Genomic DNA, 13,106 nt, shown 5'->3' with positions numbered 1-13,106 from the left:
GTGCCGGGCAGACGGACGGGTGGGTCCCACGAGTAGATTTGGCGACATGACCGAGCGCCGGAGCAGGCCCATGGCCGGCATCATCGACCGCATCGGCGGCGTCGGCGCGGCTGCGGTCGGCACGGCCGTGGCAGCGGCTGCCGCCGTGCGACTGTCGCCCTGGCCATCGGCCCTGGCGATCCGCGCCGTCTTCGACCGGGGCGCCGCACGCGCGAGCGCCGCGCTCGCACCGCACACGCCGACAGACCTCGTCGAGGTGCTGGGCGAGGCGTATGCCGTGTCCGACCCCGACGGGCGTCTCGACGTCTTCCGTCCGAACCGCAGCGATGCGCTGGCCACCGTCGTGTGGGTTCACGGCGGGGCCTTCGTGTCGGGGTCGAAGGACGACGTCGCGAACTACCTCCGGGTGCTCGCGGGTCGCGGTGTCACGACGGTCGGCGTCGACTACTCGATCGCGCCGGGCAAGCGCTACCCCACGCCGGTGCGCCAGGTGGCCGGCGCCCTCGCGCACCTCATCGACCACGCCGACCGTCTCGGCGTCGACCCCACCCGGATCGTGCTGGCCGGCGACTCGGCGGGCGCGCAGATCGCGGCGCAGGTGGCGAGCCTCGTGACCGACCCGGAGTATGCCGCGCGGGTGGGGATCGACGTGGCCCTGCCGCCGTCGGGGCTGCGCGGAGTCGTGCTCTTCTGCGGGGCCTTCGACTTCGCGCTCTCGCACGGCAGCTCGAAGATCGGGGCCTGGCTGGTCGACACGGCCCTCTGGTCCTACCTCGGCACGCGCGACCACCGCTCGCACCCTGCCTCGGCCCTCGCGTCGGTGCCACAGAACCTCACGGGCTCCTTCCCGCCCGCCTTCGTGTCCGCAGGCAATGCCGACCCGCTGCTGGCGCACTCGCTCGGGCTCGTCGCCGCCCTCGACGCGGCCGGGGTCCCGCACGACACGCTGTTCTTCCCCGACGACCACGAGCCGCGTCTCGGGCACGAGTTCCAGTTCGACCTCGACACCGAGCCCGGCAGGCTGGCCCTCGACCGGGCGGTCGCCTTCATCGAGCGGGTCACCGCGGACTGAGCGGCCGGCTGTCGCCTCTGGCCGGTGTCGGTGCGTGGAGGCAGGATCGGGGCATGCAGCTCTCTGACGTCGTCGACACCGGCCGTGCCGTGGCCGCGACCAGCTCTCGCACCGCGAAGGTCGAGGCGCTCGCAGCCTGCCTGCGGCGGGCGCAGAGCGACGGTCCAGAGGTCATCGAGGTCGTCGCCGCCCACCTGTCCGGGGTGCTGCCCCAGCGGCGCATCGGCGTCAGCTGGCGAGGGCTCCAGAGCCTCCCCGAGCCGGCCGCCGAGTCGAGCCTCACGGTCGAGGAGGTCGACGCGGCTGCCACGACCATCGCGGGCATCACCGGATCCGGCTCTGCGACAGCGCGGTCCGCGGCCGTGCGCAATCTCTTCAGGCGGGCCACCGCTGACGAGCAGGCCTGGCTGCGCGGCCTCATCACGGGCGAGACGCGACAGGGCGCCGGCGACGGCGTCATGCTCCAGGCCATCGCCAAGGCGGCCGACGTGCCCGACGCAGCCGTCCGTCGCGCGGTCATGCTCGCGGGCTTCGCGGGACCTGTCGCACGGGCTGCCCTCACCGGCGGGTCTGACGCGCTCGCGGCCCTGACCCTCGAGGTCGGGCGGCCCCTGCGGCCGATGCTCGCCGGCTCGGCGCCCGACGTCGCGGGCGCGCTCGCCACGCTCGGAGGCGAGGTCGTCGTCGAGACCAAGCTCGACGGCATACGCCTGCAGGCCCATGTCGACAACCGCACGAGCCCCGGCAGCGTGCGCCTCTTCACCCGCACGCTCGACGAGGTGACCGACCGCATGCCCGAGATCACCGAGGGGCTCGCGGCGCTCGACGTCGAGACCCTCGTGCTCGACGGCGAGGTGATCGCCCTCGCTGAGAGCGGCCGGCCGCAGCCCTTCCAGGTGACGGGCGCGCGCACGGCGAGCAGCGCGGACGTCGCGCGGCTGCGCGATGAGGTGCCCCTCACGCCCTACTTCTTCGACGTGCTGCACCTTGACGGCGAGGACCTGCTCGACGAGCCCGCGCAGGTGCGCTGGGAACGCCTCGCACGCACCGTGCCACCGGCGTGGCTCGTGCCGCGCGAGCGCACCGACGACCCCGGGCGGGCCCAGCAGTTCTTCACCGACCTCGTCGCGGCCGGTCACGAGGGCGTCGTCGTCAAGGACCCCGCCCTGCCGTATGCCGCCGGCCGGCGCGGTCCCGGGTGGGTCAAGGTCAAGCCCCGGCACACCCTCGACCTCGTCGTGCTCGCCGTCGAGTGGGGCAGCGGGCGCCGCAAGGGGTGGCTCTCCAACATCCACCTCGGCGCGCGCGACGCCGAGACCGGTGAGCTCGTGATGCTCGGCAAGACCTTCAAGGGGATGACCGACGAGATGCTCGCGTGGCAGACCGAGCGCTTCCGGGAGCTCGCCGTCGACCCCGGCGACGAGAGCGGCTGGGTCGTCCACCTGCGCCCGGAGCAGGTCGTCGAGATCGCCTTCGACGGGGTGCAGCGCTCCACGCGCTACCCAGGCGGCATGGCGCTGCGCTTCGCCCGGGTGCTGCGCTACCGCGACGACAAGCCGGTGTCCGAGATCGACACGGTGCCGACGGTCCGCGCGCTCGCCGGCTGGTGACGCCGTGGTGATGACCATTCACCGTGCCAGATCTCAGCCGTCAGGCTAGCCTCATGAGTCACAGGGTGCTCATCGGCGCCGTGTGCCACGAGAGTCCCCGGCATGGTCGGCAGGGGCCGGTTCGGAACGGTGGCTGACGGGAAGGGTGGCGACATGCCCACTCCCTGGCGACGGTTCCTGCTCCTCGTCGGCGCGACGGGGCTCGTCCTCGGCGGCGGTGGCCCTGCACCGGTCCTCGCGGCGGGAGGTGAGACCCCGGCCAGCCCGGCGGCAGCCGGTCCGGTAGCGGTCGACCCGCTTGCGGCCACGTCGGCTGCAGTCGGCGCCACCTCGTCCCCCGCGGCGGCGGGCAAGGGGCATCGGGTCAGCTATCGCGGCGTGAGCCTCGACGTGCCGAGCGACTGGCAGGTCGTCGACCTCGCTGCCGACCCGAGCCGGTGCGTCCGGCTCGACGTCAACGCCGTCTATCTCGGAGACCCCGGCCCCCAGCAGGACTGCCCGGCGCACCTCGTCGGGCGGGCCGAGACGATCCACCTGCGCCCGGCCTCCGCCCAGCGGCTCGCCGCGACGACAGCCCGGCCGACGACGGTGGGCCGGATGGCCGCCCGCACCGGTGCCAACCCGGTGGGGCGCTCGAAGCAGGTGTGGTTCACGAGCCCGAACGTCGAGGCCGAGGTCTTCTGGGGAGCCGACGAGGCAGCCGTGGAGGCCGTCCTGGCCACGGCGGCCCCCACGAACGCACCCACGACCGGGCCGGCCACGTCCAGCCAGGCCACGTCCGGCCAGGCCACGCCGGCTACGCCCGCGCGGGCCACGCCGGCGCGCACGGCGACCGATGCCCCCCTCGGCGTCAGCCGGAGCCTCGCCGGCGAGCCGCGAGCTCAGGTGGCGACGACCCTCCCCTCCGCGACTGCCTCGACAGCCTCGACAGGCGCCACGACCTTCACCGGCATGGGCTTCGACACGTGCGCCGCGCCGTCGGTCGCGACGATGCAGTCCTGGTTCTCGTCCTCGCCCTACCGCGCCGCAGGCATCTACATCGGCGGCTCCATGCGCGCCTGCCCCGACGGCAACCTCAGCTCGAGCTGGGTGAGCCAGACGACCTCGATGGGGTGGGGGCTGATCCCGATCTACGTCGGTGTGCAGGCGCCGTGCGTCAACCAGACCGGCCTGGCCACGATCGACCCGAGCAGGGCCGCGGCCCAGGGCAAGGCGAGCGCTGACGACGCGGTGAGCCGCGCCCAGTCCTTCGGCCTCGGCGCCGGCACGCCGATCTACTACGACATGGAGGGATACCGCAGCTCCGACCAGGCCTGTGTGCAGACCGTGCTCACCTTCATGTCGGCGTGGACGGCCGAGCTGCACGCCCTGGGCTACCTCTCCGGCGCCTACGGGAGCACCTCCTCGCTCATGGTCGACATGTCGAACGCCGTCGCCGCCGGCACGAGCGGCTTCGTCCCGCCCGACGACGTCTGGTTCGCCCACTGGAACGGCCTGCAGACGCTCTCGGACTCGGCCTCCTACCCGGCGTTCAAGGACATCTTCTGGTCGCGGGGCCAGCGGCTGCACCAGTACGACAACCTCACCGAGACCTGGGGCGGAGTCAGCATCAACATCGACGCCAACTGGCTCGGCGGCCAGGTCGCGGGCTCCCCCGTGCCCGTCGACTACGGCCCGAACGTCTTCGGGCCCGGTGGCACGTCCTTCGTCTTCACGGGCAGCATGTCCTACTGGAAGCCCAACCCCGGTCAGGGCCTCCGCGGCCGCGCCTACTCGACCTACTCCAACGGCGCCACCGAGTCCAACGGGGCCACGTGGTCTCCCCAGCTGCCGCCGGGCACGTATGCCGTGAGCGCCTACATCCCGGCCACCCGCGCCAGCGCGACCGTGCCCTACACGATCAAGGACGCGAACGGCACTGTCGTCCGGACGGTCAACCAGTCCACGGTGACCGGCTACGCCGCCCTCGGCAGCTTCGTCGCCCGCTCGGGCAGCCCGATCACGGTCCACCTCGGTGACAACGGCCCGAGCCCCACGACCGCACAGGTCGGCGCCGACGCGATGTCGTTCCAGCTCGTCGCCAACGTCCCGTCCGCGCCCACCTCGGTCTCGGCCGTGCCCGGTGACAAGCGCGCCACGGTGCGGTGGCGCGCGCCATCAGACAACGGGAGCCCGATCACCGCCTACACCGTGACCGCGTCACCCGGCGGCGCGAGCGTGACCGTCGCCGGCACCGCGACCTCGGCGGTCGTGACCGGGCTGACGAACGGGACCGCCTACACCTTCACGGTCACGGCGAGGAACGGCGTCGGCACCGGCCCGGCCTCGGCGCCCTCGGCCCCCGTCACTCCACTTCCGCACGGGCACCTCGTCCCCGTCGCACCGGTGCGGCTGCTCGACACCCGCGTCGGCACGGCGACCAACCCAGTCAAGGTCGCGCTCGCACCGTGGGGCTCGCTCACGGTCACGGTCGCCGGCGTCACCGGCTCCCCCGTCCCCGCCGGCGCACAAGCCGCGGCGATCAACCTCACCGTCACGGCTCCCCAGACGGCCGGGTTCCTCACCGCCGACTCCACCGCGAGCGGCGGCACGTCAACGGCCAACTTCACCGCGGGGCGGACGGTGGCCAACCTCGTCATCACCCGCCTGGCCGCCAACGGCACCATGACGGTCGTCAACCACTCGGGCGGCTCCGTCCAGGTCGTCGCTGACGTCGAGGGCTACGTCACCGCGACCGGCACGACGAGCACGTGGGTCTCCCCCGCCCCCGTCCGCCTGCTCGACACCCGCACGGGCACGGCGACCAACCCGGTCAAGACGGCGCTCGCCCCCGGAGCCTCGCTCACCGTCAAGGTCGCTGGGGTCAGCGGGTCACCCGTCCCCTCTGGAGCCACGGCTGCAGCCGTCAACCTCACCGCCACCTCGCCCACGGCGGCCGGCTACCTGACGGCCGACTCGACCGCGAGCGGAGGGACGTCCACGGCGAACTTCACCGCCGGCCAGACCGTCGCCAACCTCGTCATCACCCGCCTCGCGACCAACGGCACCATGACGATCGTCAACCACTCGCGCGGCACCGTCCACGTCGTCGCCGACGTCGGGGGCTACCTCGGCCCCACCGGTTCCACGAACCAGTGGGTCTCGCCCACCCCGGTGCGCCTCCTCGACACCCGCACGGGCACGGCGACGAACCCCGTCAAGACGGCGCTCGCGCCCCGGGCCTCGCTGACGGTCAAGGTGGCCGGGGTCGCCGGCTCCCCCGTCCCGGCCGGAGCCACCTCCGCGTCGATCAACCTCACCGCCACCTCCCCCACCGCAGCAGGCTTCCTCACGGCCGACTCGGCCGCGAGCGGGGGAACCTCCACGGCCAACTTCAGCGCCGGCCAGACCGTCGCCAACCTCGTCATCAGCCGCCTCGCGAGCAACGGCACGATGACGATCGTCAACCGCTCCAGTGGCACGGTCCAGGTGATCGCCGACGTCGAGGGCTATCTGCACTGACCTTGGAGCGAGCCGCCACCACCTGAGCCGGCCGGACGGCATACCGCGGCCACCTGTGCCAGCCGGACGGCATACCGCGGCCACCCCACCCGGCCGGACGGCATACCGACGACCGTCGAAGGGCGTGCGGACAGCCCGGGCGTGGGGCGCGCCCGGCGGCCTCACTAGGCTCGGAACCCACCATCCCGACCCGTACCGCCGGAGCGCACCATGTCTGAGCACGACCCCCACCGTCCCGGCCTGGGCTCGATGCCCCACGAGGGCGGCACCGCTTTCCGCGTCTGGGCACCCCACGCCGACGCCGTCTCCGTGACCGGCAGCTTCACCGACTGGTCGGAGGACGGCCACCCCCTCGAGGCGGAGGACAACGGCCACTGGTACGCGGACATCGAGGGCGTCGGCCCCGGCACGGAGTACCAGTTCGTCATCCGCAACGGCGACCAGCGCCTCATGCGCATCGACCCGCGCGCCCGCGCCGTCACCCACTCCTCGGGCAACGGGATCGTCTACGACCGTGACGCCTTCGACTGGCAGGGCGACTCCTTCGCGTGCCCGCCGCACGACGAGCTCGTCATCTACGAGACCCACATCGGCTCGTTCATGGCCGACCCGGGCAACCCCGGCGACCTCGAGGGCGTCACCGGCAAGCTCGACTACCTCATCGCGCTCGGCATCAACGCCATCGAGCTCATGCCGGTCGCGGAGTTCGCCGGCGACTACTCGTGGGGCTACAACCCGTCGAACCCCTTCGCGGTGGAGCACACCTACGGCGGGCCCGACCTGCTCAAGACCTTCGTCCGCGAGGCGCACCGCCATGGCATCGCCGTGATCGTCGACGTCGTGCTCAACCACTTCGGGCCGAGCGACCTCGCCCTCTGGCACTTCGACGGCTGGAGCGAGAACGACCTCGGCGGCATCTACTTCTACAACGACGAGCGCTCGTCGACGCCGTGGGGCGACACGCGCCCCGACTACGGCCGCGAGGAGGTGCGCGCCTACCTGCACGACAACGCGCTCATGTGGTTCGACGAGTACCACATGGACGGCCTGCGCTTCGACGCGACGCTCTACATCCGCACCATCGACGGCGTCGGCACGGGCGACCTGCCGGAGGGCTGGGACGTCATGCAGGCGATCACGTCGAGCGTGCGCGAGACCCGCCCCGACAAGATCCTTATCGCCGAGGACCTGCAGAACGACGCCGCGCTGACGACCTTCGGCGACGGCGGCGCCGGCTTCCACGCGCAGTGGGACGCCGGCTTCGTGCACCCCGTGCGGGCGGCGTTGACGGCGGTCGACGACGGCGAGCGGTCGATGACCGAGCTCGCCGAGGCCATCGGGGCCGACGACAACCCCTTCGCGCGGATCATCTACACCGAGAGCCACGACGAGGTCGCGAACGGCAAGCTGCGCCTCACCCACGAGATCGACAGCGAGGACCCGGGCGGCTGGGCCGCGCAGAAGCGCGCCACGCTCGGGCTCTGCCTCGCCCTGACCGGCCACGGCATCCCGATGCTCTTCCAGGGCCAGGAGTTCCTCGAGGACGAGTGGTTCCGTGACGACGTGCCGCTCGACTGGGAGCGCGCCGAGAAGTTCCGAGACATCGTGCGCCTCGCGCGGGACCTCATCCGCCTGCGCCGCAACGCCGACGGCACCTCGGCCGGCCTGACCGGCAACATCTTCTCGCTGCTGCACGTCGACGACGAGGCCAAGACCCTCTCCTGGGCGCGCTCCCGCGACGAGGAGGTCGCCGTCGTCGTCGTCAACGCGAGCGCCGAGCCGCGCGACGTCACGACGCCCCTGCCGGGCGGAGGGCACTGGGCGGTGCGCTTCAACTCCGATGCCGCAACCTACAGCGCCCTCTTCGCCGGCCACGAGACCGACGACGTCGACGCCGTCGACAACCCCGACGACGACCAGCCGCCCCTGGGCACGGTCTCCGTCGGCGCATACTCCCTCGTGGTCCTCACCCGCGCCTGACCCTCATCCGCCGAGACAGGGCGCACCCCACCCCGCCCGAGACCGGCGCAACCGCACTTCTCGTCGCCCGGGCTACCAGACGTGCGGTGGAATCGCGCCGATCCGCGGATTTCGGTCGCCCGGGCTACCAGACGTGCGGTGCTCGGGCCGGACCCGCGGGTTCGGTCGCCCGGGCTACCAGACGTGCGGTGGAATCGCGCCAGGCCCGCTCGTTTGGTCGCCCCGGCTACGAAGAGTGCGGTGGGGATGCGACGCGGATCGGGGCCGGCTGGGCCGGGCACGCCAGGCGGGGCCGTGTGCTGATGTGACGTATGCCGCCTGGCGTCCTTGGGAGGCTGGCGGCATATCGCGTCTAGCGTGGAAGGGGGACCATCCTCACGCAGACAGGAATGCCCGATGAGTGCCACGACGACGAGTGCCAGAGTGAACGCCCACGGCCCGACGACGGACACGATGTCGGTCAGCCACCTCGGCGGGGACCAGTTCGAGATCGAGGTGCGCGGTCACCGCATCCGGGTCGACCAGCCCGATGCGCTTGGCGGTGAGGACACGGGGCCGACCCCGACGGAGCTCTTCGTCGCGAGCCTCGCCTCGTGCTCGGCGTTCTATGCGCGCCGCTACCTCGCGCGGCACGACCTGCCCGTCGAGGGACTGCGCGTCGAGGCGAGCTACGTCATGGGCACGTCGCCATCGCGGGTCGCGAGCTTCGACGTCCGGATGCACCTGCCGGCGGGCGTGCCGGAGAGCCGGCACCAGCCGCTGCTCGCGATGGTCAACCGCTGCACGGTGCACAACACACTGACCCACGAGCCCGACGTGACGATCGCGCTCGTTCCGTGAGCAGACCGTAAGGACCTCGTCATGGTCGCGCTCCCGCGCGCCACGGTGCAATGGAGCACCGACTCCGGCGCGCCGGCCGGGGTCGTTGCCGCAGCGGCGCCCCGCAGGCGCCGGAGCCGAACCGGAGCGACCCATGACGCACGACACGTCCCCCGCCCCCGAAGGGCCAGCGCCGGGCGACCCGCCGCCGCATGACCCGACCCCGAGTGCCCCCGGGCGGCGGACCGGGCGGCGTCGGATCCTCATCGCCGTCTCCGCAGTCGTCGCGGCCCTGCTCGTCGGGGGGCTCGTCCTCTTCCAGCCGTGGCGGCTGGTCACCCGCAGCACCGTGGACGAGGCGCTTCCCGTCGCCGCGACCACGCCGGCGGATGCCGACCCCTCCGGCGGCCTGACACCCACTCCAGCAGGGCCGAGCCCAACCGAACCCACTGGCACAACGAGCACGACCGCCCCGAACGCCTCACCCCCCAGCGCGCGGCCCGCGCTCGACGTGCTGAGCGAGGGGCGCTTCATCGACGCCGAGCACGCCACCTCGGGCACCGCGCGGATCGTGCAGCTCGCCGACGGGTCTCGCTACCTGCGCCTCGAGGGCTTCTCCACGAGCGACGGCCCGGACGTCGACGTGTGGCTCACCGACCAGCCGGCCGGAGGCGACTGGCACCGCTACGACGACCGGTTCCACGTCTCCCTCGGCGACCTCAAGGGGACGGACGGGAACCAGAACTACGCCATCCCGGGCGACGTCGACCTCTCCCGCCTGCGGTCGGTCGCCATCTGGTGCGACCGCTTCGACGTCGCGTTCGGCACGGCTCCCATCCGGATCGCGTGAGGCTCCGAACCACCATCAGGTGGCTGTCGCCCTGCTGAGGGGTCGGGAGCGGCCACTCGGCCACACGGCATACGCCGTCGGCCCGTCGGGCGCCCAACCGAGCCCCTGGGTGCACGACAGTGCCCACCCGACCGAACGGTCGGGTGGGCACTCGTGCGTCGTGACCGTTGCGGGTCCGGGCGATCGTCAGCGCAGCGGGTTGAAGGGCGCCAGCTGGGCCGGGGCGACGCCGGTGACGATCTGCTCGGCGAGGAGGCGACCGGTGACGGGGCCGAGGGTGATGCCCCACATGCCGTGACCGCCGGCGACGAAGACCCTGGAGCTCTTCGTGGCGCCGATGAGCGGCAGGCCGTCGACGGTGCAGGGCCGCGAGCCGACCCACTCGTCCTGGCGGTGGTCGAGGTCGGCGCCCTTGAGGAGCGGGCGGGCGGCCTCGACGATGGCCTTGATGCGGCGCTGGTCGAGGGCGGCCTCGGGCTTGCGGAACTCCATCATGCCGGCGACGCGGAGCCGGTCGCCGACCGGCGTGCAGGCGACGCGGGCGGCCGGGAAGTAGACGGGGCCGTTGGGCAGGTCCTCGACGGCGACGCTGAAGGAGTAGCCGCGACCGGCCTGGACGACTCGCTTGACGCCGAACTCGCGGGCCATCTGGCCGAGCCATGCCCCGGTGGCGACGACGACGGCGTCGTACTCCTCGCTGACCCCGAAGTCGTTCGTGACGAGCACCCCCGTGGCGGTGTCCGTGAGTCGCTGGATGGCGCTGCCCGTCAGGATCTTGCCGCCGCGGGCGATGACCGAGTCGGCGAGGGCCGCGACGTAGGCGCCGGGGTTGATGAAGCGCTGACCGTGCAGCACGATCGCGGCGCCGATGTTGTCGGAAAGGGCCGGCTCGATCGTGCGGGCCTCGTCGCCGGACAGCACGTCGAAGGTGATGTCGCCGCCGGAGGCGTGGATGTGCTCGATCTCCTCGAGCAGGGTCTCGCGCTCCGCAGCCGTGCGGTAGGCGGCGGTGAAGGACTTCGCCTCGTAGGTCTCGGCGTCGACGCCACCGTCGCGCAGCAGGTCGAAGCTCTGCAGCGACAGGTCGTTGACGGGCACGAGCGAGCCCATGGCCTTCTTCCAGGCCTTCATCGTGCTGTGGCGGGTGAAGCCGGTGACGAACTTGAGGAAGTCGGGCTTCGCGCTCGGCGGGACGTAGACGGGCGAGCTCGGGCTGAGCACCGCGCGCAGGCCGTACTTCAGCACGGCAGGCTCGGGCAGCGGGGTCGCGATGCCGGGCGTCAGCCAGCCGGCGTTGCCCCACGAGGCGCCGGCGGCCACGCCGTCACGGTCGATGACCGTCACCTCGACGCCGCGCTCCTGGAGGAACCACGCGGTCGCGAGGCCGACCATGCCGGCGCCGACGACGGCGATGCGCTGCGGGGCGGGGGAACCGGCGGGGGTGACTGCGGCCATGGGGTCGACTCCTGGTGTCGGCTGGGGCTGAGGATCGTGCTGTGTCCATGGTCGCGTCCGACTGAGCCGCACCATTGGTGCTCGGACGCCAACGTTTTCGGCTGACGTTGTGCTCGGCGCACGATCCCGTGCGACGATGGCGTATGCCGCCCTCCTCCTCACGCTCGTCGGCTCGCTCCGCCACGCGCACGTCGTCGACCACCCCGGTCGGGCTGCCCGTCCACCAGCTCGTCGGCACGCTCGGCGGCGGCCTGCTCACCGTGGTCGTCGAGGCCGGCCAGGCGACGATCGACGACGTGACGCTCGCCGAGCCGGGCTCCGGTGTCTACGGACAGGCGGGCGACCTGCTCCTCGGGGTCGGCGTCGACCGCGCGGCCGACGCTGCCGCCCTCCTTCAGGGCGCCGCCGCGGTCGGCTGCACCGCCGTCGTGCTGCGACGGGTGGCCACCCGCAGCACGCAGGTGCGCGCTGCCGCGGCCCGCTTCGGCGTCGGGCTCGTCGAGCTCGCCGACCACGCCTCGTGGGCGCACGTCGTGTGGCTGCTCCGGGGGGTGCTCGACCGGGCCGCGAGCGGGCCGTCCCTGCGCGCAGAGGGGCCGGTGCTCGACGAGCTCTTCGCCCTGGCCGACGCGTGCGCAGCCCTCGTCGACGCGCCCGTCACCATCGAGGACACCCAGTCACGCGTGCTCGCCTACTCCTCGACACAGGACGTCGCTGACCCGGCGCGGGTCTCGACGATCGTCGGTCGGCGCGTGCCGGACGAGGTGATCGCCTCGCTGCGGGGCCGGGGGGTCTTCCGCCGGCTCGCACGCTCCGAGGAGCCGTTCTTCGTCACCGCCGGCCGCGGCCTGCGGGCACGCCTCGTCGTTCCGGTGCGGGCCGGCACCGAGTGGCTCGGCTCGATCTGGGCCGTCGTCGACGAAGAGCCGGCCGAACCGGTGCTGCGCTCGCTGCGCCAGACCGCCTCGGTCGTCGCGCTGCACCTGTTGCGCATGCGCTCCCAGGCAGACCTCGCCCGGCGAGTCATGAGCGACCGGCTCCGCGCCGTGCTCAGCGGCGACGTCGTCGAGGCGGAGGGCTGGCTCCCCCCTCCACCGTGGCGTGTCGTCGTCCTCGCCGGGGCCCATGACGGCCCCGGGGCCACCGCCGGCTCCCCCGCACGCGTGGATCCCGAGCGCGAGCTCGACGTCTGGGAGTCGGCGGCGCGGCGCCGCTCCTGGCGCCAGCCCCTGCTCTCGATCGTCGACGGCGTGCCCCTGACGCTCGTTCGCGACGCGCCCGGTGACAGCTCACCCGGCACGTGGGAGTGGCTGCTCGCGGTCGTCGAGGAGGTGGCGGCCACGACCCCGACCGCCACGGCGAGCGCCGGGGGCTCCGTCGGCCGGCCCGTCGAGCTCGACCGGTCGCGGCGCGAGGCGACCGAGGTGCAGCGATTGCGCGAGGCGGGGCGCATCACCGGCACGACGACTACCGTCGAGCATGCCTGGGCAGCTGTGACCACCGCGCGCGCCCTCGGCGGGATCTGGACCGAGGAGCTCCTCGGCCCGGTCGGCGCCCTGCAGGCGCACGACGCAGCGCACCAGACGGCCTACCTCGAGACGGTCGCCGCCTGGCTGGACCACCCCGGCGACCCGCGCGAGGCGGCCCGGACACTGCACGTGCACCCCAACACCCTGCGCTACCGGATGACGCGCATGTCCGATGTCGTCGACCTCGACCTGCACGATCCTGAGACCCGGCTCGCCCTCCGCCTCCAGCTGAGGGCGCTCGGCCACTGAGGAAAGCACGCCGAGCGGCACCTCACCTCTCCCCCACACGG

At 72.9% G+C, this 13,106-nt stretch carries 8 protein-coding genes; 7 read left to right on the top strand and 1 reads right to left on the bottom strand.

What is annotated here, in order from left to right; translation table 11 throughout:
* Positions 1-46: 46 nt before the first annotated feature.
* The 6 genes from FBY41_RS08365 to FBY41_RS08340 all read left to right on the top strand — a co-directional run bounded on the left by FBY41_RS08365 (position 47) and on the right by FBY41_RS08340 (position 9,832).
* Entirely contained in the window at positions 47-1,072 is a 1,026-nt protein-coding gene (locus FBY41_RS08365; RefSeq protein ID WP_221629242.1) for an alpha/beta hydrolase, read from the top strand.
* Between the two features lie 53 nt (positions 1,073-1,125).
* The gene (locus tag FBY41_RS08360) at positions 1,126-2,682 is read left to right on the top strand and encodes an ATP-dependent DNA ligase (RefSeq protein WP_141843445.1); all 1,557 of its coding nucleotides are present in this window, start codon (positions 1,126-1,128) and stop codon (positions 2,680-2,682) included.
* A gap of 153 nt (positions 2,683-2,835) precedes the next feature.
* Positions 2,836-6,183, top strand: a complete 3,348-nt coding sequence (locus tag FBY41_RS08355; RefSeq protein ID WP_141843443.1) for a glycoside hydrolase domain-containing protein — start codon at positions 2,836-2,838, stop codon at positions 6,181-6,183.
* 210 nt (positions 6,184-6,393) lie between these two features.
* Positions 6,394-8,163 (top strand): alpha-amylase family glycosyl hydrolase, encoded by a 1,770-nt coding sequence (locus tag FBY41_RS08350; protein WP_141843441.1) that lies wholly within the window; start codon positions 6,394-6,396, stop codon positions 8,161-8,163.
* 396 nt (positions 8,164-8,559) lie between these two features.
* Positions 8,560-9,003 (top strand): OsmC family protein, encoded by a 444-nt coding sequence (locus tag FBY41_RS08345; RefSeq protein ID WP_141843440.1) that lies wholly within the window; start codon positions 8,560-8,562, stop codon positions 9,001-9,003.
* Positions 9,004-9,136: 133 nt separating this feature from the next.
* Complete coding sequence (locus FBY41_RS08340; RefSeq protein ID WP_141843438.1) at positions 9,137-9,832, top strand: DM13 domain-containing protein; 696 nt, start codon at positions 9,137-9,139, stop codon at positions 9,830-9,832.
* Positions 9,833-10,018: 186 nt separating this feature from the next.
* Here the strand turns inward: FBY41_RS08340 and FBY41_RS08335 are convergent, their stop codons facing one another.
* On the bottom strand, positions 10,019-11,287 hold the full coding sequence (locus FBY41_RS08335) for an NAD(P)/FAD-dependent oxidoreductase (RefSeq protein WP_141843436.1): 1,269 nt from the start codon (positions 11,285-11,287) through the stop codon (positions 10,019-10,021).
* Positions 11,288-11,430: 143 nt separating this feature from the next.
* On the opposite strand from FBY41_RS08335, the gene FBY41_RS08330 reads away from it, so the two are divergent.
* A complete protein-coding gene (locus FBY41_RS08330; protein WP_141843434.1) occupies positions 11,431-13,065 on the top strand; it encodes a PucR family transcriptional regulator in 1,635 nt (544 codons plus the stop codon).
* Positions 13,066-13,106 lie beyond the last annotated feature (41 nt).

Source organism: Humibacillus xanthopallidus, from assembly GCF_006716675.1.
Taxonomy (GTDB): domain Bacteria; phylum Actinomycetota; class Actinomycetes; order Actinomycetales; family Dermatophilaceae; genus Humibacillus; species Humibacillus xanthopallidus_B.
The sequence above is the reverse complement of the archived record's forward strand: the minus strand, read 5'-3'. Positions and strand labels throughout refer to the sequence as shown.

Excerpts from the sequence above, each read along its gene's own strand:
- FBY41_RS08365 (WP_221629242.1), top strand. The coding sequence starts at position 47 with ATGACCGAGCGCCGGAGCAGGCCCATGGCCGGCATCATCGACCGCATC.
- FBY41_RS08340 (WP_141843438.1), top strand. The coding sequence starts at position 9,137 with ATGACGCACGACACGTCCCCCGCCCCCGAAGGGCCAGCGCCGGGCGAC.
- FBY41_RS08350 (WP_141843441.1), top strand. The coding sequence starts at position 6,394 with ATGTCTGAGCACGACCCCCACCGTCCCGGCCTGGGCTCGATGCCCCAC.
- FBY41_RS08335 (WP_141843436.1), bottom strand. The coding sequence starts at position 11,287 with ATGGCCGCAGTCACCCCCGCCGGTTCCCCCGCCCCGCAGCGCATCGCC.
- FBY41_RS08360 (WP_141843445.1), top strand. The coding sequence starts at position 1,126 with ATGCAGCTCTCTGACGTCGTCGACACCGGCCGTGCCGTGGCCGCGACC.
- FBY41_RS08345 (WP_141843440.1), top strand. The coding sequence starts at position 8,560 with ATGAGTGCCACGACGACGAGTGCCAGAGTGAACGCCCACGGCCCGACG.
- FBY41_RS08355 (WP_141843443.1), top strand. The coding sequence starts at position 2,836 with ATGCCCACTCCCTGGCGACGGTTCCTGCTCCTCGTCGGCGCGACGGGG.
- FBY41_RS08330 (WP_141843434.1), top strand. The coding sequence starts at position 11,431 with ATGCCGCCCTCCTCCTCACGCTCGTCGGCTCGCTCCGCCACGCGCACG.